At 72.2% G+C, this 20,933-nt stretch carries 22 protein-coding genes and 1 pseudogene; 15 read left to right on the forward strand and 8 right to left on the reverse strand.

What is annotated here, in order from left to right; translation table 11 throughout:
* Positions 1 to 72 precede the first annotated feature (72 nt).
* Positions 73 to 1,014, reverse strand: coding sequence for a serine hydrolase (locus ACFXAE_RS06495; protein WP_384708907.1), 942 nt, complete (start codon positions 1,012 to 1,014; stop codon positions 73 to 75).
* 107 nt (positions 1,015 to 1,121) lie between these two features.
* Here ACFXAE_RS06495 and ACFXAE_RS06500 point away from each other — a divergent pair, with 107 nt between their 5' ends.
* Entirely contained in the window at positions 1,122 to 2,090 is a 969-nt protein-coding gene (locus ACFXAE_RS06500; protein ID WP_384708910.1) for a LysR family transcriptional regulator, read from the forward strand.
* A 23-nt stretch (positions 2,091 to 2,113) separates the two neighbouring features.
* On the opposite strand, the gene ACFXAE_RS06505 is transcribed toward ACFXAE_RS06500, so the two are convergent.
* Positions 2,114 to 2,941: an MOSC domain-containing protein gene (locus tag ACFXAE_RS06505; RefSeq protein ID WP_384708913.1), complete on the reverse strand. Its 828-nt coding sequence runs from the start codon at positions 2,939 to 2,941 to the stop codon at positions 2,114 to 2,116.
* A 222-nt stretch (positions 2,942 to 3,163) separates the two neighbouring features.
* Positions 3,164 to 3,981 (reverse strand): IS5 family transposase gene (locus ACFXAE_RS06510; RefSeq protein ID WP_384708916.1). Its coding sequence is split into 2 segments (ribosomal slippage): positions 3,164 to 3,631 and positions 3,634 to 3,981, totalling 816 coding nucleotides; the frame shifts between segments, so codons are not numbered across the junction.
* A gap of 159 nt (positions 3,982 to 4,140) precedes the next feature.
* On the opposite strand from ACFXAE_RS06510, the gene ACFXAE_RS06515 reads away from it, so the two are divergent.
* From ACFXAE_RS06515 to ACFXAE_RS06525, 3 genes are read left to right on the forward strand one after another with little or no spacing between them, the layout of a single operon-like run.
* Positions 4,141 to 4,704, forward strand: a complete 564-nt coding sequence (locus tag ACFXAE_RS06515) for a DNA/RNA non-specific endonuclease (RefSeq protein ID WP_384708919.1) — start codon at positions 4,141 to 4,143, stop codon at positions 4,702 to 4,704.
* Positions 4,705 to 4,735: 31 nt separating this feature from the next.
* A complete protein-coding gene (locus ACFXAE_RS06520) occupies positions 4,736 to 5,329 on the forward strand; it encodes an SMI1/KNR4 family protein (protein ID WP_384708922.1) in 594 nt (197 codons plus the stop codon).
* 37 nt (positions 5,330 to 5,366) lie between these two features.
* Positions 5,367 to 5,942 carry an SMI1/KNR4 family protein gene (locus ACFXAE_RS06525; RefSeq protein ID WP_384708925.1) on the forward strand — a complete coding sequence of 192 codons (576 nt, stop codon included), beginning with the start codon at positions 5,367 to 5,369 and terminating at the stop codon, positions 5,940 to 5,942.
* A gap of 124 nt (positions 5,943 to 6,066) precedes the next feature.
* Here the strand turns inward: ACFXAE_RS06525 and ACFXAE_RS06530 are convergent, their stop codons facing one another.
* Both ACFXAE_RS06530 and ACFXAE_RS06535 read right to left on the reverse strand, forming a co-directional pair.
* A complete protein-coding gene (locus tag ACFXAE_RS06530) occupies positions 6,067 to 6,243 on the reverse strand; it encodes a DUF397 domain-containing protein (RefSeq protein ID WP_384708928.1) in 177 nt (58 codons plus the stop codon).
* Complete coding sequence (locus ACFXAE_RS06535; RefSeq protein WP_384709068.1) at positions 6,240 to 7,058, reverse strand: helix-turn-helix domain-containing protein; 819 nt, start codon at positions 7,056 to 7,058, stop codon at positions 6,240 to 6,242. Before ACFXAE_RS06535 ends, ACFXAE_RS06530 begins: the two co-directional genes overlap by 4 nt.
* 82 nt (positions 7,059 to 7,140) lie before the next feature.
* Here ACFXAE_RS06535 and ACFXAE_RS06540 point away from each other — a divergent pair.
* Positions 7,141 to 7,572, forward strand: a pseudogene (locus ACFXAE_RS06540) (ATP-binding protein); the annotation flags it as partial.
* Here the strand turns inward: ACFXAE_RS06540 and mmuM are convergent.
* The gene (gene mmuM, locus ACFXAE_RS06545; RefSeq protein WP_384708931.1) at positions 7,571 to 8,482 is read right to left on the reverse strand and encodes a homocysteine S-methyltransferase; all 912 of its coding nucleotides are present in this window, start codon (positions 8,480 to 8,482) and stop codon (positions 7,571 to 7,573) included. The pseudogene ACFXAE_RS06540 and the gene mmuM overlap by 2 nt on opposite strands.
* 10 nt (positions 8,483 to 8,492) lie before the next feature.
* On the reverse strand, positions 8,493 to 9,452 hold the full coding sequence (locus ACFXAE_RS06550; RefSeq protein WP_384708934.1) for a GNAT family N-acetyltransferase: 960 nt from the start codon (positions 9,450 to 9,452) through the stop codon (positions 8,493 to 8,495).
* 174 nt (positions 9,453 to 9,626) lie between these two features.
* Here ACFXAE_RS06550 and ACFXAE_RS06555 point away from each other — a divergent pair, with 174 nt between their 5' ends.
* The 4 genes from ACFXAE_RS06555 (at position 9,627) to ACFXAE_RS06570 (ending at position 14,752) form a co-directional block, all read left to right on the forward strand.
* Entirely contained in the window at positions 9,627 to 12,287 is a 2,661-nt protein-coding gene (locus ACFXAE_RS06555) for a LuxR C-terminal-related transcriptional regulator (protein WP_384708937.1), read from the forward strand.
* Positions 12,288 to 12,301: 14 nt separating this feature from the next.
* Positions 12,302 to 13,921, forward strand: coding sequence for an MFS transporter (locus ACFXAE_RS06560; protein WP_384708940.1), 1,620 nt, complete (start codon positions 12,302 to 12,304; stop codon positions 13,919 to 13,921).
* Positions 13,921 to 14,445, forward strand: a complete 525-nt coding sequence (locus tag ACFXAE_RS06565; protein ID WP_384708943.1) for a hypothetical protein — start codon at positions 13,921 to 13,923, stop codon at positions 14,443 to 14,445. Before ACFXAE_RS06560 ends, ACFXAE_RS06565 begins: the two co-directional genes overlap by 1 nt.
* Before the next feature lie 109 nt (positions 14,446 to 14,554).
* Positions 14,555 to 14,752 (forward strand): hypothetical protein, encoded by a 198-nt coding sequence (locus ACFXAE_RS06570; protein ID WP_384708946.1) that lies wholly within the window; start codon positions 14,555 to 14,557, stop codon positions 14,750 to 14,752.
* A gap of 17 nt (positions 14,753 to 14,769) precedes the next feature.
* On the opposite strand, the gene ACFXAE_RS06575 is transcribed toward ACFXAE_RS06570, so the two are convergent.
* Positions 14,770 to 16,173 (reverse strand): DUF2252 domain-containing protein, encoded by a 1,404-nt coding sequence (locus ACFXAE_RS06575; RefSeq protein WP_384708949.1) that lies wholly within the window; start codon positions 16,171 to 16,173, stop codon positions 14,770 to 14,772.
* A 203-nt stretch (positions 16,174 to 16,376) separates the two neighbouring features.
* Here ACFXAE_RS06575 and ACFXAE_RS06580 point away from each other — a divergent pair, with 203 nt between their 5' ends.
* The 6 genes from ACFXAE_RS06580 (at position 16,377) to ACFXAE_RS06605 (ending at position 20,930) form a co-directional block, all read left to right on the forward strand.
* Positions 16,377 to 17,030, forward strand: a complete 654-nt coding sequence (locus ACFXAE_RS06580; RefSeq protein WP_384708952.1) for an HdeD family acid-resistance protein — start codon at positions 16,377 to 16,379, stop codon at positions 17,028 to 17,030.
* Between the two features lie 125 nt (positions 17,031 to 17,155).
* Positions 17,156 to 17,626 carry an SHOCT domain-containing protein gene (locus ACFXAE_RS06585; RefSeq protein ID WP_384708955.1) on the forward strand — a complete coding sequence of 157 codons (471 nt, stop codon included), beginning with the start codon at positions 17,156 to 17,158 and terminating at the stop codon, positions 17,624 to 17,626.
* A gap of 28 nt (positions 17,627 to 17,654) precedes the next feature.
* Positions 17,655 to 18,104: a hypothetical protein gene (locus ACFXAE_RS06590; RefSeq protein ID WP_384708958.1), complete on the forward strand. Its 450-nt coding sequence runs from the start codon at positions 17,655 to 17,657 to the stop codon at positions 18,102 to 18,104.
* Positions 18,068 to 19,417, forward strand: a complete 1,350-nt coding sequence (locus ACFXAE_RS06595) for a diacylglycerol/lipid kinase family protein (RefSeq protein ID WP_384708961.1) — start codon at positions 18,068 to 18,070, stop codon at positions 19,415 to 19,417. The genes ACFXAE_RS06590 and ACFXAE_RS06595 overlap by 37 nt, the downstream gene beginning before the upstream one ends.
* A 37-nt stretch (positions 19,418 to 19,454) precedes the next feature.
* Positions 19,455 to 20,288 (forward strand): class II glutamine amidotransferase, encoded by an 834-nt coding sequence (locus ACFXAE_RS06600; protein WP_384709071.1) that lies wholly within the window; start codon positions 19,455 to 19,457, stop codon positions 20,286 to 20,288.
* A gap of 93 nt (positions 20,289 to 20,381) precedes the next feature.
* A complete protein-coding gene (locus ACFXAE_RS06605; RefSeq protein ID WP_384708964.1) occupies positions 20,382 to 20,930 on the forward strand; it encodes an AAA family ATPase in 549 nt (182 codons plus the stop codon).
* Positions 20,931 to 20,933 lie beyond the last annotated feature (3 nt).

Consider the following 20,933-nt stretch of genomic DNA (forward strand, 5'->3'; position numbering starts at 1 on the left):
ATCAAGGGGTGAAGTCCCCTGTCCAAGACCGGAGTCGGGCACCTCCGATACGCGAACGCATATGTGTCCCGGTCAGCGGCCGTCGCCGCGGAGGAAAGCGGCCGCGATTCCGGCGGCCCGGCCGATCGCCGCGTCCACCGTGGCACGGGAGGCGGTCAGGTCGTGCGTGCGCGCGAACACGGCGATCGCGTAGCACGCGCCGTCCGGGTAACGGGCGACGCCCGCCTCCATGTGCAGTCCTGGCAGGGTGCCGGTCTTGGCCGCGACCGCGACGTCGTCCGGGAAACCCGACACCAGCCGGTGACGGAAGACCTGCCTGCCCATCAGGTCACGCACGAGCGCGCAGGCCTCCGGCGGACCGGCGGCATCGGTCCACACGAGCCGGAGCAGCCGGGTGATCTCGCGGGGCGTACTGGCCGTGGTGTGGCGGGGATCCAGCACCGCCAGCCGTCTCTTCCGCTCGTCCGGCAGGGCCGGGTAGCGCACGGCGAACTCCCTCTCGTCGCGTGCCCCGACCTCCGCGAGCATCGACTCCAGCAGGTCCCGCGGGCCGCCCACGACGCGCGTCCGGTCCAGGCCGAGTTCCTTGGCGAGCAGTCGCACGGTGTCCAGGCCGACCCGGTCCAGCAGCAGGTCGGCGGCCGAGTTGTCGCTGACCGACATCGCGAAGTAGGCCAGGTCGCGCAACGACAGCTCCACGTCGTCCAGGCAGCCGGCGGTGCCCCAGCCGCCGAGCCGGTCGGCCGAGGTCACCCGTACCCGCTCCCTCGGATCGAGCTGGCCGGCCACGACCTGCCGGGCGAACTCCAGCACCAGCAGGATCTTGAAGATCGAAGCGATGACCACGGCGTCGTCGGCGCTCACGGCGACCTCACGGACATCCCGCTCGCCGTCGGTCTCCCCGGCGGCCGGCGTGCGCGCGCGGACGGGGACGGCGTGCAACTGCCCCCTCGCGCCCGCCTCGGCGAAGACCTGCCGGATCCGGTCCTCGATCGCTGTTCGCGTGCTCGTCACTGCTCGTCCTCGGCCATCGACGTTCCCCTCATCGTCGGCCGGCCGCTCGACCGCCGGGTCGACCGGGCCGTCCCCCTCAAGGCGGCTTCCGCATAGGATCCTTGACCGTGGATCTCTTGCGCCACCTGCGTCTTTTCGTCACCGTAGCCGACGAGCTGCACTTCAGCCGGGCCGCCGAGCGGCTGGGCATGGCCCAGCCGCCGCTCAGCCAGGCGATCCGCCGGCTGGAGAAGGAACTCGGAGCCGAGCTCTTCGACCGCTCGCAGCGCGCCGTCCGGCTCAGCGCCGCCGGAACGGCGCTGCTGGAAGAGGCCCACGAACTCCTCGCCCGGGAGAAGAGGCTGCGCACCCTGGCCCGCCGTGCCGCCGACGGCGGCCTCGGCACCCTGCGCGCGGGCGTGCCGCCCGACACCACGGCCGCCGTCCTGTCCGCTCTGCTGGCCGCCTGCGCGGAACACGCTCCGGAGCTCTCCGTCGACCTGCAGGAGGTCACCACTGCGGAGCAACTGCGGCTGCTGGCCTCCGGCGGTCTGGACGTCGGACTCGTGCACCACCCCGTCGACGCCACCGAACTGAGAATCGGCCCCGGTGTCTCACTGGACCTGGGCGTCGTCCTTCCCCGCACCTCGCCCCTGGCCCGGCTGCCGGAAGTGTCGCTCGGCGACCTCTCCGGCCACGACCTGGTGCTCTTCCCCCGCGCGCACGCGCCCGGCTGGCACGACCGCGTCCTCGACGTGTGCCGCGCCGAAGGCTTCGTCCCCGGCCGCCTCCGCCACGCCTCCAACCCCGAGTTCCTGCTCGCCCTCGTGACGGCAGGACACGGAGTCGCCTTCGACCCGGGACCGGCGGCCCGCAAGGAACCCCGCGTCGCCTGGGCCCCCCTGGCGGGCCGTCCCCTCACCCTGCGCATCAGCGGCGCCTGGCCCGCCGGCCGCGGAGCCCACCCGGCCGCCCGCCGCTTCGCCGAACTCGCCGCCGAGGTCCTGTCCCGCCACCACACCGTCATCCCCCGACGAGGGGGCACCGCCCACCCACCCGACGACACCCCGCGTCCGTGGTCGGTGGTGTACGGCTGAACACCCGCACACCGGCCGGTGTCCTAGAGTTCGGACTCTCCCCACGAGGTGACGTTCACGGTGTCGCCGACGGACAGGGTGCCGGTACGGAGCACGGCGTACTTGGTCCCGTAGGCGACGCCGCCCTCGGTGGCGCGGCGGTAGCCGGCGAGGGTGCGCAGAGGCTCCGGGCCCGCCTTCGCTCCCGTCTCCTGTTCGACCGTGGTGACCGCGCAGCGGATGGCGAGCTTGGCGTAGCCCAGCTCGGTGTCGCCGATGCGGATGCGGTGGGCGCGGTCCTCGGTGTGCGGTTCGTCCCAGCCGTCGACCACGATGTTGGGGCGGAAGCGGTTCATCGGCAGCGGCGGGAGGCCGCGTTCGGCAAGCTTGCGGTGGAGCAGGCCGAGCGTGGCGCGTGAGACGACGTGCAGGGCGCAGCTGTCGGCGTAGGCGGAGGTGCCGGGAATCCGGCCGTCGGTCACCCGGTCGTGTTCCGGCGGTACGCGCACGAGCCGGCTCGGCGCGCGGAGCACCTCCGAGAACCAGTCGGCTGCCGCGTCACCCTGGTCGATGCCCTGGTGGACCGTCCCGAGTACCTCCACCTTCCGCCGGTCACCGACCGTGTCCACGCGGAGGTCCAGCGCCTCGACGCCCGGCGCGTGCAGCACGAGCCGCTCGCCGTCGTCGCCGACCGTGGGCCGGACCAGAGCGAGCCGGGGATCCCGACGCTGGGTCCGCCCCACGCACTCCTCGCCGACGACCATGAACGTGCGGTCGTGCGCGAGCCCGGCGGGGGTGAGCAGCGCCTCGCCCACCGATGCCCCGGCGCAGCCTTTGACGGGGTAGTACGTCAGCTCGACAACGCTGGCCATGGTGGCGTTTCCGTCCTGTTCTGCCGATCGGCGACCGCACTGGTGCTCGTTTTGATGAGTCTCGCAGCATGCTGGCCCCTTTTCTGTCGGACCATTGATCATTTGTCGAAAAAATCGGTCGAAGATCATCACACTGTGATCACGAGAAGTTGTGATCTTCTTGTGGGTCGATCCGGGAAATGCTTACGGTTCCCTCACTTCTGAATTGATCAAGAGGGTGTCTCACGTGGTGAGTTTTGCGAGCTTCTTGTGGCAGGTCAGGGCCGCCGCGAGTCCGAGGAAGGCCAGGAAGTGGCTGCCCTTTCGCTCGTACCGGACGGTCAGGCGGCGGTAGCCGAAGAGCCACGAGATCGACCGTTCGATCTTCCAGCGGTGCCGGCCGAGTCGCTCGCTGGACTCGATGCCGGGCCGGGCGATGCGCGGGACGATGCCCCGCTCGCGCAGCCACTTCAGCCTCTCGACGGAGTGGTACGCCTTGTCCGCACGGAGCCTGCCGGGGCGGCGCCTTCGCGGGCCGCGCCGGGAGCGGATGGCGGGGACGCCCAGCACCAGCGGCAGCAGCGCCTGGCTGTCGTGAACGTTGACACCGGACGCGCCAAGCGCAAGAGGCAGCCCCTGCCCGTCGGACAGGACGTGCAGTTTGCCGCCCTTCTTACCCCGGTCGACCGGATTGCGCCCGGTCAGCGATCCCCCCTTTTCGCGCGGACGGAGGCCGCGTCCACGATGGCCGAGGTCCAGTCCACCTCGCCGCGGGCGCCGAGCTCGTCCGGAACGGCCCGGTGCAGCCGCCGCCGCAGCCCGTCCTTGGTCCATGCGGAGAACCGGCGATGGGCGGTGGCCGGCGAGACACCGAAAGTCTCCGGCAGGTGCCGCCAGGCACAACCACTGGTCGACACGTACACCACGGCCGTGAAAACGGCCCGCTCATCCACCGGGGCCGTCCCGCCTCCCTGCGGACGGGAAGTGAAGGAAGGCAGCAACGGTGCGGCGAGTGACCAGAGTTCGTCAGGAACCAACCGCTGCGGCAAACCAACACCCATGGCAAAGCATCATGCCGCATCCACCTCGCACCACGTGAGACACCCTCTGAGTCGCTGATGCCCAACGCGCTTCTCGGTGGCGGACCGGCCAGTAGGACGGACGCCCAGCGCGGGTCTGACTGCCGACGTGACGGTGAGGGGTGGGTCGACTCCGGTGACTTGGGCACCGCGTACGGCAACCGGGCGACGGGCGTAGACGCGTGCCTCGACAGCGCCTATCTTGCGACGCATGAAGGCACGAAGACGGAACCGAGCAAGGTGGCACCGCCCGGATATCTCTGGGGCAAGGCACATGCTGGATACTTGGGTCTTGATTCTTCGAAGTCCATCAACATCTGCCACTTGCTGGGCAAGGATCTCAGCGGTTCCGGTACGGATCTCAAGAACCTGGCGACCTGCTCGCGACAGGCGAATACCAATGTCACAGGTGTCGGACGGATCGACGAGCACATGTATCACTACGAGGAACAAGTAAAGGACGCTATAGACGGGGGGCGGGTTGTGCGTTATACGGTAACTCCGCGTTATGTGGGCTCCAGAACTGTTCCGGTCTCCTTCGAAATGACGGCCCGTGGTATCAGGCCCGACGGTTCTCCAGGAGTGTCTTTCACCCAGGTCGTTCCGAACTCCATCTGCAGCCCCAGGCAGGGCCAGTGGAAGAACCTTGGTACGGTCACCGATAGCCGCACCGGTATTCCGGTACCGACAGGGCCAATGAAGTGACAAGACTCGACGAAGACGAAGTGGCAGCACCATGTGGATTGATGCCCTCGGCGGCTTGATGCCTCCCCATCAAGGGGCCGGCGACGCCGTCGACTGGAAGGCCGTGGAAGGCAGCTGGGGCACCAGCTTCCCTCAGGACTACAAGGCGTTCTTCAGCGTTTACGGTGAAGGCGGAGTAGGGGACTGCCTGTCCTTCTTCCTACCCGAACCACGTGCGGCGAGCGGTGAGCCCACTTACCAGGGGATGGAGGCGGAGACACGGAACGCCGAATCCCTCTGGACTGCAGGGGCCGAGCACGAGGTACCACCGCGTCTTATTGCCTGGGGGGTGGATGGCAGTGCTGACATCCTCTGCTGGCGTGTCACAAACGGCGACGCCGACAGCTGGCCGGTGCTGGTCTGGAACCAGGACGACGCGAGGTGGTCGGAGTTTCCGTGCGGAATGATCGAATTCCTGGTTCGCATCTTCCGCGCGGAATTCGACGAGTGCCCACTTGGTGCGGTCACCCTGTGGGGCAGCTCGGCACCCACATTCCTGCACGCGCGTGAGCAGGCGCGTCTGCGTGCTGTGGGACTCGACCCGTGGACCGGTGAAGTCGACCCCTACGCCGGAATGTTTGGGTGACAGGGTGAAACGGCACTGTATGGAACGCGTTTGGGGCATGCTGGGCGAGCCGCCGATGCGCTACCGCAATGTGGTGGCCTGGAGTCGGTTGGAGCGCGACCTCGGGGTAGCCCTCCCGGCGGAGTACAAGGAGATCGTCGACGGCTATGCGCCCGTGGAGATCAACGGGCACCTGTATCTGATGCACCCGGCGACGGGGCGATGGAACCTCGCGGAGAAGATCCGCAGCACGTCGGAGGCTTGGTCTCAGGTCGAATGGGACGAGGACGAACCCGAAGGGGACCCGCGTGAGTCTCTTGGAGTGTCCGAGTTGTACTTCGGTGATGCGGACGGGTTGATTCCGATCGCCTCCACCAATCGAGGCGAGACGATCTTCTACGCGCCCAAGGGCGGGCAGGGGGCGGGAACCCTGTTCGTCGAGAACGGGGAGGGCGAGTTCTTCGAGTACTCCATGGGGTTCGCCGAGTGGCTGTGGCGCTGGCTCAACGGTGAGGAGGTCACAGGGCCGGGCGGCGCTGCCTACTATCCCGGCCCCGTGGCACTTCGGGACCTCTCCGTGACTCCGGAGGAGAGGCCGGAGGTGCGGTACGGGCCTGTGCCCGGTGTGCGATGACTGGCGATACGGGCGAGGTTGAGGCAGTGCTGACAGTGGTGAGTGGAGCGTTTCTCCAGCTTCTGGCCCTTGTTCATGGCCATGTTGATGGAGGAACGCTCCAAACGCCTGTGCCGCCCCTGTGTCAGTGCCGTCGCAGGAAGGCGGTCCAGGCCTTCGGGGTCACGGTGAGGTGGGGGGCGTCCGGGGTCTTGGAGTCGCGGATGTGGACGGCGGCGGGGTGGGTGGCGACTTCGAGGCAGTTGCCGCCATCACTGCCGCTGTAGCTCGACTTGAACCACCGAAGTGCGGTGCTGCTCATTGGTCTCCTAGAAGACGGTCCAGCAGGTCCCTCGTGTCTTCGGGGTTGAGGGCCTGTGACCGCAGCATCGCACACCTTTGCGTGAGGATCGCCACCTCGTCGGGAGCGGCGATCAGTTGGCTACCGCGTTGGGTTTCCGTGTAGGCGAGCCGTTGGTGGTCGGGTGTCTCCAGGAGGACGAATGGGCCATCGAGGGCTGCGTGTGTGGTGCGCCCCAAGGGTAGAACCTGCAAGGTGAAGCCTGGCAATTCGGCGAGATGCCGCAGATGCTGCAACTGGTCGACGTACACCTCCCGTCCGCCCAGGCGGTCTCGCAGTACCGCCTCCCGGACGACGAAGCATGTAATCGGTGGCTCCTTGCGGTGGAAGATGGTTTGCCGCTCGGTGCGCGTGATGACGTGCTGCTCGATCGTGCTCTCGTCGATGACTGGGATGCGGCTGCGGAAAACCGCCCGTGCGTACGCTTCCGTTTGGAGCAATCCGGGCAGCACCTGGTTCTCGTACGACGAGATCACGAGGGCCTCCCGCTCCCGGTCCAGATACTCCTCCGCCCACAACGGAATCAGATCCACCTCCGGCATCCGGCTCAGCGCGACCGACAACGCGCCCTTCGTGCAGAGGAGTTCGTCGAGCTGCTCGGCGAGGTCCGGCTTCAGGGGCCGTCTGCCCTGCTCGATCGACGCGATCTGCTGCTCGCTGATGACGAACCGTTCGCCCAGCGACCGCTGGGTGTGACCGGCGGCATTGCGGTACAGGGCGAGCAGTGCGCCCACCATCTTCATCGCCGAGGCGTTCCTCCGTGTCGTGGTGCCCATGAGGCCGTACTCCCCGTCCGTGCCCGTACGTTCGCCGTCGCGCAGGCGTACAGCCGAGGCGTACGGATGCGCGGACTGTTCCATGACGGGTACGGAGCGTGACTCTCGTACCGTGAATCAGGAAACTTCACCCCTGCCCCGAAACCCCTCCCCACGTGAGCGGTTCTTCCGTCGTGAGCGCCGGTCCGTGCCGGGCGCGCGGGCGTTCGCGCGGCGGGTACTGGAGGACTGGAACGTGTGCGGGCGCACCGACGATGTGCTGCTGTGCGTCAGTGAATTGGCGACCAACGCGCTGCTGCACGGCGTGCCACCCGGCCGTGGATTCCTCCTGCGTCTCCTGCCGTACGCCGACGGCGTGCGCGTCGAGGTGCATGACAGCGGGGGCGGCACGCCCGCCGTGCCTCAGCACGAGTCCGACGAGAGCGGGCGCGGGCTGCTGCTCGTGGCCGGGGTGGCGGACACGTGGGGTGTGGGGGAGCGGGACCCCGGGAAGGTCGTGTGGTGCGAGTTCGCTACGGAGCCCGCAGCACCGACGCCACCGACGCGATCGTCTCCGGCCCCACCCGGCAGCACCCTCCGATCAGCCGGGCCCCCGACGCACGCCAGCCCCTCACCTGCCCGGCACTGAACGTCGACCGGCCCGTCCACGCCCGCGCCCCGGCGTCCCACGTCTCGCCGCTGTTGGGGTAGACCACGACCGGTTTGCCGGTGACGCGGGCCGCGAGGGCGACGGCGTGGTCCGCGTCCTCCGGCGTGCAGCAGTTCACGCCGACCGCGATCACCTCGTCCGCCCGCGCCGCCAGCGCGAAGGCGTCCTCCAGCGGCTGGCCGGCGCGGGTGCGGTCGCCGGTCGCCGAGTACGACAGCCAGGCCGGTACGCCCAGGCCGCGCACCGCGCGCAACAGGGCCTCCGCCTCGTCCGTGTCGGGGATCGTCTCCAGGGCCAGTACGTCCGGAGCGGCCCCCGCCAGGACCTCCATGCGCGGGCGGTGGAAGCGCTCCAGCTCCGCCACGCTCAGCCCGTACCGGCCCCGGTACTCCGAGCCGTCCGCGAGCATCGCGCCGTACGGGCCGACCGAGGCCGCCACCCACAGCGGGCGCGTCACCCGGGCCCGCCGGGCCGCCGTACGGGCGCACTCCACGCTCAGGGCCAGCAGCCGGCCCGCCTCCTCCGGGCCGGTCCCGCGCCGCGCGAAGCCCTCGAACGTCGCCTGGTAGCTCGCCGTGATCGCCACGTCCGCGCCCGCCTCGAAGTACGCGAGGTGGGCCGCCGTCACCACCTCGGGGTCCTCGGCGAGCAGCCGGGCCGACCACAGCTCGTCGCTCAGGTCGTGTCCGGCCGACGCGAGCTGGTTGGACATGCCGCCGTCGAGCACGACCGTGCCGTCCGCCAGTGCCTCGGCGAGGGCGGGAGGGGTGCGCATACCGACGACGCTAGTCGTTCTGTCCGGGGAGGGCGTGGGGAGGTGAGCCGGGTCCCGGCTGAGGGCTCCCGTCCGATGTGTTCGAGGCCAGCCGTTTCTCGAACCAGTGGTGGGCGTAGGGCTCGTCGTTGAAGGCGGGGACTTCGGTGTACCCGCTGTCGCGGTAGAGGCGGGTGGCGGCCTCCAGGGCCTTGTTGGTGTCGAGCCGCACCAGCTCGCTGCCGTGCCGGGCGGCGCGTTCCTCGAGTTCGGCCAGGAGGCGCCGGGCCAGGCCGAGTCCTCGGACGCGGGGGGAGACCCAGAGCCGTTTGATCTCCGCGGGGGCCCCGGTCGGCAGCTTGATCCCGCCGCAGCCCACCGGCTCGCCGTGCAGCCGGGCGACGAGGAACAGACCGCGCGGTGCGCGCAGTCCGCCCGGGTCGGGCAGCAGGCTGTTCGCGGGGTCGAAGCCACCCTCGAGGAGTTCCCGCAGTTCGGCGGCGTAGGACCGCAGGCAGTGCGCGGCGTCGGGGTGGGCGGGATCGAGCACCGTCAGGGAGACCACCGAGGCGGTCAGCAGCCGCTCGACCTGGTCCATGGCCGCCGTCAGCCGGCTCCGCTGCCGGGCGTCGAGCGGGGCGAGGAGCGATGCGGCGAGTGCGTCGCTGCGGGCGTCGAGGAGGGCGCGCTCCCGCCGGCCCGCCTCGGTCAGGCGCACGGTGCGTACCCGCCGGTCACGGGGGTGGGACTCGACGGCGACGAGGCCGTCGCGCTCGAGCGCCCGCAGCAGCCGGCTCACATAGCCGGAGTCGAGGTCGAGCCGGTCCCGCACGCTGCGGACGTCGTGCGTGTCCCCGTCGCCGATCTCCCAGAGCAGCCGTGCCTGACCGTAGGGGCGCGCACCACCCAGATAGCGGTCGTGCAGCACGCCCACACGTTCGGTGACCGTCCGGTTGAAGCGCCGTACTTGCTCCACCTGCTCCCTCTTCATTTCTCTGACCTTAGTCAGGAAAATGTGCCGGGACAAACGGGTGGCGGCAGGCGCACACCCCTGGATCTCCCGCGGACATCGGCACAGCCGCCGAGGCACCGGTCACAGCGCGCCCTCCGGCCCCAGTGCTGGGATGCTGAGAGAAAGCACAGCCGGACAGGGACGGTGAGCGCCATGACGGGGCTTGAAGAGGATGTCCCGTTCGCTGCGGACGACCGCGCCGACCCACACGGGGACCCGTTCCTGCGCACCCGGTTCGCCGTGCCCGCGCGCCCGGTGACGTACCTGCGGCGGGAGCGGCTGACCGGACACCTCGACCAGGGCCTGCGGACCCCGCTGACCATGGTGAACGGCGCCGCGGGGGCCGGGAAGACCCTGCTCGTCGCGGAGTGGGCGGAGCGGCTGGGGGACGGGCAGCCGGTCGCCTGGCTCACCACCGAGGCGGCCGGGGACGGGCCCGGGATGTTCTGGGCGTACGTGCTGCGCGCCCTGCACGCCGTCGGCGTCCCGCTGCCCGACGGCATCGGGCTCCCGGCGGACGCGAACCGGGTGGGCCCCGCCCTGCCGGCCCGGCTCGCCGCCGGGCTGAGCGGCCGGGAGCGGCCCGCGGTCCTGGTGCTCGACGAGTTCGACCGAGTCACCGCCCCGGAGATCGCCGGGCAGCTGGAGTTCGTGCTGCACCACGCCGGGCCGGGGCTGCGGCTGGTCCTCGTCACCCGGACCGAGCCGCTGCTGCCCCTGCACCGCTACCGGGCCGCGGGCGAGCTGACGGAGATCAGGGGCGCGGAGCTGGCCTTCACCCCGGACGAGGCCGCCGAACTGATGGAACTGCACGGGCTGCGGCTGCCCCCGGCCGCCGTGCGCGCGCTCGTGGAGCGGACCCGGGGGTGGGCCGCCGGGCTGCGGCTCTCGGCGCTGGCGGCGGGGCAGAGCCCGGACCCGGAGGTGTACCTCAAGGAGTTCGAGGCGGACCGGAGCGCGATCGCCGACTTCCTGCTGGCGGAGGTGCTCAAGCGGCAGGACGCCGGGACCCAGGACCTGTTGCTGCGGGTGAGCGTGCTCGACCGGTTCTGCCCCGGCCTGACGAACGCGGTCACGGGGCGCGACGACGCCGAGGCCGTCCTGGCCCGGCTGAGCCGGGACGACGCCTTCGTCGAGCACCTCGGGCACGGCCTGTACCGCCTCCACCCCCTGTTCGCCGAGATCCTCCGCGCCCATCTGCGCATGCGCCTGCCCGGCCTGGAACCCGAGCTGCACCGGCGGGCCGCCGAGTGGCTGCGGCGGTCCGGACGCCTTCCGGAGGCGCTCGGGCACGGGGCCGCCGCCGACGACTGGGAGTTCACCGCGGGCGCCCTGGTCGACGACCTCGCCATCGGCCAGTTCTTCACCGGGCCGCGCTCCGACGCGCTGGCCGGACTGTTCTCCCGCATGGGGCGGGAGGGCACGGGACCCGCCCCGGAGCTGGTACGGGCGGCCGACCGGCTGGCCCGGTGCGAGACGGACGCCGGGCTGACCCATCTGCACCGCGCGCGGCACGCGCTGGCGGAGTACGACGGCACGGCGGACGAAGCGGCGGCCCGGCTGAGCTGCGCCCTGCTGGAGGCGCTGGCCGCCCGGCTGGCCGGTGCGCCGGAGAGGGCGGAGGACGCGGCGCGGGCGGCCGAGGGGCTGCGGGAGGCGGTCCCCGACGATCTGCTGGAGCGGCATCCCGAACTCACCGCGCTGCTGCTGGACCACGTGGGCTCCGCGCGCCTGTGGGCCGGGCGCTTCGAGGAGGCGCGGGCCGCGCTGTCCACGGTGGCGGACTGTGCCCCGGGAGCGGCCACGGCGCTCCCGCGCGAGGACTCGCTGGGCCGGCTCGCCCTGATCGACTACCTGGACGGCTGGCTCGGCAGGGCCGAACGCAAGGCGCACGAGGCCCTCGCCGAGACGGAGCGGTTCGGGCTGCCCCGGCCGTCCGGATCCGGCGTCGAGCGGCTCGTCCTGGCCGCCGTCGCCGTGGACCGCGACGAACTGGGGCAGGCCCGTGCCCTGCTCGACACGTCGGTCGAGTCGCACCCCGCGCTGCGGGACCCCGTACTGGAGGCCGGGCGCGCCCTGACGACCGCACGCCTGCACCTGGCGCGCGGCGATCCGGGGGCCGCGCTCGAGGCGGTGGAACCGGAGGTGCCCGCCGACGCCGTCTCGCCGTGGGCGCGCGGGCAGGCGGCGCTCGTCGCGGCCGCCGCCCACCTCGCCGAGGGCCATACGGAGACGGCCGCCTGGCTGGTGCGGGAGGTGCCCGACGAGCAGCCGGCGTGCGCGGTGGGGGCCGCACGGGTCCGGCTCGCCACCGGCGGGGCCGACGCGGCCGTACGGCTGCTCGACCGGGTGCGTCCGGAGGGGCGCGCCGGTCCCGCCGTGACCGTCCGGGCCGCGCTGGTGCGGGCCCAGGCCGCGGACCAGGCGGGGGACGGGGTGAGCGCGCGTGGACTCGTGATGCGGGCGCTGGCGGAGGCACGCCGGGAGCGGCTGCGCCGTCCCTTCGCCGAGGCCGGGCCGTGGATCCGGCGCTACCTGGGCACGGCCCCGCCGTCGGTCGGCCGGCGCACACCCGGCACCGGACCGTCCCCGCGCCCGTACGAGCCGCCGCCACCGGTCGTCGAGGAGCTGAGCGCGCGCGAGCGCGACGTCCTGCGCCGCCTGGCCCTGACGATGTCCACCGAGGAGATCGCCGCCGACCTGTACGTGTCGGTGAACACGGTCAAGACCCACCTCAAGAGCGTCTACCGGAAGCTGTCCGTCAACCGCCGCAACGAAGCGGTGCGCCGAGCCCGCGAGCTGGACCTGCTGTGACGAGGGGGAACCCCATGAGCCACTGGCGGGCGTTGATGGTCCTGGGGACCGCACAGTTCCTGATGGTTCTCGACACGTCGGTCATGAACGTCTCCATCAGCCAACTGGTCGACGACTTCGACACCGAGGTCACCGCCATCCAGGCCGTCATCACCCTGTACGCGCTGGTCATGGCGGCCTTCATGATCATCGGGGGGCGGCTGGGGGACATCCTCGGACGGCGCCGTGTCTTCCTCGGCGGTCTCGTCGTCTACGCCACGGGTTCGGCCCTGACCGCCGTGGCGCCCACCCTGTGGGTGCTGGTCCTCGGCTGGTCGGTCATCGAGGGACTCGGCGCCGCGCTGGTGCTGCCCGCCATGGCGGCCCTCGTCGCCGAGTCCTACCGGGGCCGCGACCGGGCCGTCGCGTACGGCGTCGTGGGCGGACTGGCCGGTGCCGGGATCGCCGTGGGCCCCCTGCTGGGCGGCTGGGTGACGACGTACCTCACGTGGCGGCTGGTCTTCGCGGGTGAGGTCGTGGTCGTCCTGGCCGTCCTCCTCCTCCGCCGCGCGATCACCGAGACACCGAGGACCGGGGCGCGTCCCCGGCTGGACGGGGTCGGTGCCGTGCTCTCCGCGGCGGGTCTGGCCCTCGGAGTGCTCGGCGTGCTGCAGAGCGGCACCTGGGGCTGGGTGCGGCCGCGCAATCCGCCCTTCACCGTCCTCGGTTTCGCGCCGACGCTGTTCGTGGTCGCTGCCGGGGTGGCCGTCCTCGCGCTCTTCCACCGGTGGGAGCGGCGCCGGGACGAGCGCGGCGACGAGCCGCTCGTGCACCTGGCCCTGCTGCGCCGGCCCGCCCTGAGCTCCGGCCTGATGTCGCTGGTGAGCCAGAACCTGATCCTGCTGGGACTGTTCTTCGCCATCCCGCTGTACCTCCAGGTCGTCCAGGGCTTCGACGCCTTCGAGACGGGGCTCAGGCTGCTGCCGGTGTCCGCGACCATGCTCGTGACCTCGCTGGGCGCGGCCCGGCTGGGACGCCTGGCCGGACCCCGACGGGTCGTCCGGCTGGCCCTGCTCACCGTCGCGGCGGCCGTCCTGTGGCTGCTGGCCACCATCGACCCGGTCATCGACGACGCCCACTTCGCCGGGGCGATGGCCCTGCTCGGCGTGGGTATGGGCCTGTTCGCCTCCCAGCTCGGCAACGTCGTCCAGTCCGGCGCGGGCGAGGAGGAACGCAGTGAGGCCGGCGGGCTCCAGTACACCGCGCAGAACCTGGGCTCGGCCCTCGGCACCGCGCTGATCGGATCGCTGCTCATCGGCTCCCTGGCGCACGCCTTCACCGCGCACGTGGAGGACGATCCCCGGCTGTCGCGGGAGGCCCGGCAACAGGTCGGCGTCGCCCTGGAGGCCGGGGTCACCTTCGTGCCCACCGACCAGGTGCGCGCGGCGGCCACCCGCGCCGGGCTCCCGCCGTCCGAGGTGGACGCCGTGACGGACTCCTACGCGTCGGCGCAGCTCGACGGCCTGAAGGCGGCGGTCCTCGCCACCGGCGGCATCACCCTCGCGAGCCTCCTGGTCACGCCCCGGTTGCCGGGCCCGTCGCCCGAGCACGCCCGGCCCGGCGGGCGGAACGGGGCCGGCCGGAGGAGGCCGTGATGCCGGGCACCGGACACCGCGCGCCCGGCCGTGCCGCACGTACCGCCGGACGCAGGGCGCACGCCGACTACACGGGCGGCGTCTACGGATCCCTGCTCGCGGCCTCGGTGATCGTCGGGGCCGGTACGCTCGGCTCGTTCCCGCGACTGGAGATGGTGCTGCTGCTGTTGCTCACCGGCGGGGTCTTCTGGATCGCGCATGTGCACGCGCAGTTGTTCGGGGCGCGGCTGGCGCAGCGCAGTCCGGACCGGCACGTCGTGCTGCGGGCGTGCCGGGAGGAGTGGACGATCGTCAGGGCCGCCGTACCGCCGGCGGCCGCCGTGGCCGTCAGCCCCGTGCTCGGCCTCGGTGTACAGACCACCCAGTGGTTCGCGCTGTCCGTCGCCGTGGCGGGGCAGGTGGGCTGGTCGGTGGCGGCGGCCCGCCGGGCCGGCGCCGGCCGGCGCCTGATGGCCCTGTCGGCGGCGGTGAACCTCGTGCTCGGCCTGGTGATCCTCTCCTGCAAGCTCTGGCTGAAGCACTGAGCCGGGCGGCCTCTCACCTGTACGGGGTGAGCCGGGCCGCCGTCCGGCGGCGGACGATCGCAGGGTACGGGCACGGCCCGCCTGTCCCAGGCCCCCCGGGGAGCGGCTCATGCGCTACGAGATCCGCGTCGACGGGCATCTCTCGGAACCGCTGGTCAGGGTTTTTCCGGAACTCGACCACGTGACGATGTCCGGCCAGACCCTGCTGTTCGGGCACGTCGTCGACGAGGCGCACCTGTACGGGCTGCTGGCCCGCTGCCAGTCGCTGGGCCTGCGCGTCCTGGAGATGCGCCAGGTGCCTGAGTAAGGCCCCCGGCCGCCGGGTCACGCGCTCTCGGCGCGCACCCGGCCGGACCGCACGGCCTCGCCCAGCGCCTCGAAGTCCCGCTCGTTGCGGTCGGCGTAGTCCTGCGCGAACCCGGCGAGCGCCCGGTCGAAGCGGTCGCCGCGCCCCAGATAGGCGGCGATGGCGACGGGATCGCCGGAACGGGCGTGGGCGCGCGCCAGACTCGTCCCGCACAGCCGCGCGAACAGCCGCAGCAGCCCCGGGTCCATGGTCTCCGGGCGGGCGATGCCCTTCCAGTCGCGCAGCTGCCGTACGTAGAAGTCCCGGGGCCGTCCGTCGAAGCCCACGGCGTGCGTCCAGCCGAGCAGGATGTCGCTGGTCGTCTGGATCAGCCGCTGACCCGCCACGACCCGGCGGCCCTGGTTGTCGTACCGCTCGCCCTCCGTGTGCGGGGCGAGCACCGACTCCTGCGCCTCCTTGGCCTGCAGCAGCAGGGGATCGTCGTCGTCCCGGCCGAGCAGGAGCACGATCCAGCAGCGCGTGCCCACACTGCCGACGCCCACCACCTTCCGGGCCACGTCGACCAGGTGGTAGCGCCCCAGCAGATGCCGGCGCTCCGACGACAGTGAGCGCGCGTACCCGTCCAGGACCTCGCGCAGGGCCCTCTCCTCGGTCGAGGGACCGTCCACCAGGTCACCCAGCGGCGTGATCAGCGGTGGGTCCGGGGCGATGCGCCGTCCTCCGTCCTCGACCCGCGTGAGTTTCGCGAAGGCCTGGAGGTGGGTGCGGGTCCGGGCGCGTGCCGCCGCCCGGGCGGCGCGTCGCCGGGCCTCGCGGTCCGTCGACGACGTCATCAGCTCCCGCAGCCGGTCGGCGTCGTCCTGCGCGTACCAGATGTCGAGGGTGCGCATCCCGGCGAACTCCCGCATGCGCCGGCGGTAGGCCTTCACACAGGCCCGCACGGCTTCGTCCTGCGCCTCGACCGGGAAGCCGTTCGCCCGGCCGGCGACGGCGAGGCTCGCCGCCAGCCGCTTGACGTCCCATTCGAAGGGACCGGCGTGCGTCTCGTCGAAGTCGTTGATGTCGAAGACGAGACGGCGTTCCGGGGAGGCCAGCAGGCGGAAGTTGAGCAGGTGGGCGTCACCGCACAACTGCACGGTCAGGCCGGTGTCCGGGGCCGGTCCGAGGTCCGCCGCCATGATCGCCGCCGCTCCCCGGTAGAACCGGAAGGGGGACTCGAGCATGCGGCCGTGGCGGACCGGCACCAGCTCGGGCAGCCGGGTCGCCGACTGCCGCTCGATCACGTCGACGGGGTCGGGCCGGTCCCGGGCCGCCTCGAACCGGCCGTGGGACGAGCGCGGCGCACGGCCGCGCGCCTCCTTGCCGTGGGCGGCCCGCTCGGCCGGGGAGAGGGAGGCGCTGAACGGACTCGGTACGGCCATCGCTGTCTCCCGCCTGCGCCGCGAACGACGACTGCTCGCCGAACGACGACTGCTCGCCGAACGACGACTGCTCGCCGCCCATCCCACCGCGTCCGCGCCCCGGCCGGATCACCCGCCGTGGGTGACCCGGCGACGGCGGCCGGGCGGAAGGCTGGTCCCGCGCTCGCGCAGCGGCCCGAGCGCGCCGCGCGGGAGGAGGAGCCATGAGCGCGACACCCGGTCCGGCCCCCGGCCCCGGACGGACGCACACGCCCGACGGCGCGGCCCCCGGCCCGCCGGACGGCCCCGCCGGGATCCTGGGGGCACTCGGGCGCTCCTGGCAGTGGATCCTCGCCTCCGCGCTCGCCACCCTCGTACCGGGCATCGTCGTGCTGGTGTGGCCGGACACCACGCTGCACGTCCTCGCGGTGCTCATCGGCCTGTACCTGCTGGTGGCCGGGGCGTTCCGGTTCGTCGGCGTCCTCGGCCGGGAGGAGCAGGGCGCACGGTCGCCCGAACTCCTGTTGGCGGTGCTGTACGTCCTGGCCGGAGTGCTCTGCCTGCGCAACCCGCTGCAGACCGTCGCCGCCCTCTCCCTGGTCGTCGGAGCGGTCTGGCTGGTGTCGGGGATGCTCACCCTCTTCACGGCCGTCGCCTCGCGGGACCTGCCGCACCTCGGCGTGGCGCTGCTCGCCGTCGTCGCGGGGATCGTCGTCCTGGCCCTGCCCGCCGAATCGGCCCGGGCGTTGACCCGGCTCCTCGGCCTGTGGCTCGTCCTCCTCGGACTGGCCGAGGCCGCCGTCGCCCTGGCCTGGCGGGCCGCGCTGCGCGGGTCGGGCACGGCGGAGACGCCCCGCCGTCCCGCGGGCACCGGCTGAGACGTCCGGCCGGGGGATCGCTGCCTCACCCGTCCCGGGTGAGGCAGCGATCCCCCGGCACGCACACGCTGAAGTCGGCACACAACGGCATGTCGGGCACGGGCGGCCCGGAACGGAGGAGTGAGATGAGTGGTGCGACGTACCTCGCGTACGACTATCCGCTGCTGAGCGCTTTCTGGACCATGCTGGTCTTCTTCCTGTGGATCATGTGGTTCATCCTGCTCTTCCGGGTCGTCATGGACATCTTCCGCGATGACGCCCTGAGCGGCTGGGCCAAGGCCGGCTGGCTGGTGTTCACGGTCGTCCTGCCCTTCCTGGGCGTCTTCGTCTACGTGATCGCCCGCGGCAAGAACATGGGGCGCCGCGAGATCGCACAGGCGCGCGCCCAGCAGGAGGCCTTCGACAGTTACGTCCGTGAGACCGCCAAGGGCGCCGACGGCCGCACCGGCAGCGTCGACGAACTCGCCAGGCTGTCCGAGATCAAGGCCCGCGGCGACATCTCGGACGACGAGTTCCGCAGGGCGAAGGAACTGGTCCTGAGCGGCCACGGCCCGGCGGAACACGCGAGTCCGTTCGCTTCGTCCGCAGAGCGCTGACCGCACGACACCGAATCGAGGCATCGGAATGACAGCGACACACCCGACGCACGGCGCACGCGGCGCCACCGGCGCGCACGCGCCGTCGGCGAAGCGGCAGTGGGCCGAAGGCCTGATGGTCTTCGCCGCCGTCTCGCTCATGATCGTGTCGGTGCTCGACATCCTCCGGGGCATCATGGGCATCGCCGAGGACGACGTCTTCGTCACGACGCAGGACTACGTCTTCCAGTTCGACCTCAGCGCGTGGGGCTGGACCCACCTGGTGCTCGGTGCCATCGGGGTGCTCGTCAGCCTCGGCCTGGTCCGGGGGGCCCTGTGGGCCCGCGTCGCCGGCGTGGTGATCGCCGGACTCCTCATCATCGCCAACTTCCTGTCCCTGCCGTACTACCCGGTCTGGTCCGTCGTGATGATCGCCTTCTCCGGGTTCATCATCTGGGCGCTGTGCACGTCGCGTTCGCACAGCGGCGCGGAACGCTGAGCCAGGGCTCCGTGCGGACCGTCGGCCGGGAGGGCGCCGGGTGGGCGCGACTGGCCCTCCTCGCCCTCGCGGCCGGCGTCCTGGTCCCGCTCGTGTCCGCCGGTCTGCGCGGCGTGCTCTGGGTGCTGCTCGGCCTCGCCGGACTGGCCCTGGCGGCCGTGGGGCTGTGGTGGACGCTCGCCCACTTCGGGGCGGTGCGGATCGTGGGGGCGGTGCTGTGCGTGACGGCTCCGCTGACGGTCCTCGCCCTGTACGCCGCGGCCGGGATGCTGGGACCGGCCGCGCTGTCCCTGGCGCTGTGGGCGCTGGCCGTGGGCGCGGCGCGGACGGCGGTGGCGCCCGGGCCCACCGGGCCGGTGCCCACCCCGCCGCCGCGCCGTCCCTGGGCGGTGATGAACCCGCGCTCCGGCGGTGGCAAGGTCGACCGCTTCCGGCTGGCGGACCGGGCTCGGTCGGCGGGCGTCCGGGTGGTGCTGCTCGGCTCCGGGCACCAGGACGTGGCCGCGCTCGCCGAGGACGCCGTGCGCGACGGAGCCGACCTGCTGGCGGTGGCCGGCGGGGACGGCACCCAGGCGCTGGTGGCGGAGGTGGCCGCCCGGCACGACGTGCCGTTCCTGGTGATCCCGGCCGGCACCCGCAACCACTTCGCACTCGACCTCGGACTCGACCGGAACGATCCGGCGAAGGCCCTGGACGCCCTGACGGACGGCGTCGAACTCCGCGTCGACCTCGGGTTCGCCGCGGACCGGGTGTTCGTCAACAACGCCTCCTTCGGCACGTACGCGGCGGTCGTGGGCGATCCCGCCTACCGGGAGGAGAAGCGGCAGACCACGCTCCGGATGATGCCCGGGCTGCTGTCCGGTCCCGCGGCGCCCCGGCTGCGGATGCGCGCGGACGGTACCCGGGCGGACGGGCTGCAGGCCCTGCTCGTCAGCAACAACCCGTACCTGCGGGCGGTCGACGCCTCCCGGCCGGGGCGCCGGGAGCGGCTGGACTCCGGACGGCTGGGGGTCCTGGGCGTGCGGGTGGAGAGCGCGGTACGGGCCGCGGGGATGGCGCGCGGCCCCCGCGCGGCCGGTCTGCTGCGGCTCACCACCGGGGAAGTCGTCGTGGAGGCGGACACCCCGGCCGTCCCGGCCGGTGTGGACGGGGAACACGTGCTGCTGCCGGCCCCCGTGGTGTGCCGGATCGTCCCCGGAGCGCTGCGCGTGCGCGTTCCGCGCGGTGCGGTGGGTACGCGGCGGGGGAGCGGGGCACCCGACTGGCCGCGGGTGACGAGGCTCGCGCTGGGGCGGCGGGAGGACGGTCCGTGATACGACGGTCGCGGTCGTGACCGGGAAGGCGGTGGACATGTGCCGTTGGCTCGCCTATTCGGGCACCCCCATCCTGCTCGACAGCATCCTCTACAGGCCGGTCCACTCACTGATCGACCAGAGCCTGCACGCCAAGATGGGCGTCGAGACGACCAACGGCGACGGGTTCGGCGTGGGCTGGTACGTGCCGGACAAGGACAGCCCCGCCGTCGTCCGGGACATCGGACCGGCGTGGAGCGACCGCAACCTGCGGGAGATCGCCGAGCACGTCGTCTCGCCGCTCTTCTTCGCCCACATCCGGGCCTCGACCGGCACCGCGGTGCAGCAGACCAACTGCCACCCGTTCCGGCACGGCCGCTGGATGTGGATGCACAACGGGGCGATCGCCGAGTTCCACCTGGTCAGGCGCGACCTCGCGCTGGCCGTCGAGCCGGAGCTGTTCCCGTACGTCGAGGGGTCCACGGACTCGGAGATGATGTTCTACCTGTCGCTGACCTTCGGCCTGGAGGAGGATCCGCCCGGTGCCGTCGCCCGGATGGCCGGCCTGGTGGAACGCGTCGGTCACGAGCACGGCGTGGAGTTCCCGCTGCAGATGACGGTCTCGGTGACCGACGGCGTGCGCCTGTGGGCGTTCCGCTACTCCAGCCAGAAGGAATCGCGCTCGCTCTTCTACAGCACCCGCGTGGACACGCTGCGCTCCCTCCACCCGGACCTGGCCTTCCTGCAGGACATGTCCGACGAGGCACGTCTCATCGTCTCCGAGCCCCTGGGCGACCTGCCCGGCGCCTGGAACGCCGTCCCCGAGGACACCTACGGCGTGGTGGGGCCCGAGGGAGACCGGATGGACACCTTCACGCCCCTGGTGGCCTGAAGCTCCCGGCGAAGTGGCCGTGACGGGTCGTCCCTGCCCCGAGCGGCTCGTATCGGATCGCGGGGCGTGGCCGCCGACTGGCAGGCTGCCCGCATGGATCAGGCGGAAGCACTGCTCATCGGAGGACGGGCCGGCGTCGGCAAGACGACCGTGGCGTGGGAGGTTTCCGCGCTGCTGCGTGCCGAGGCGGTCTCCCACGCGGTCATCGAGGGCGACTTCATGGGGCAGGTGCATCCGGCGCCGGAGGGGGACCCCCACCGCTCGGAGATCACCGAGAGCAATCTGACCGCCGTGTGGGCGAACTTCGCCCGACGTGGCTACCGGCGCCTGATCTACACGAACACCGTGAGCGTGCTGCCCGAGCAGACGGGCATGTTCGAGCGTGCCCTGGGGGCCGGGGCGGGGATCGTACGCGTCCTGCTCACCGCGTCGGACGCCACCGCCCGTGAGCGGCTGGCGGGCCGGGAACTCGGTTCCGAGCTGGAGCGGGAGCTGGAGGGCAGCGCCCGCAAGGCGCGGCTCCTGGACCGGCACGCCCCGGCGGGGACGGTACGGGTGGTGACGGACGGACGGACCGTCACGGACATCGCGCGGGAAGTGGTGGCCGCCACCGGCTGGGCCGCCGGGCCGGCACAGCCGTGACCG

Source organism: Streptomyces sp. NPDC059454, from assembly GCF_042749965.1.
Lineage (GTDB): Bacteria > Actinomycetota > Actinomycetes > Streptomycetales > Streptomycetaceae > Streptomyces.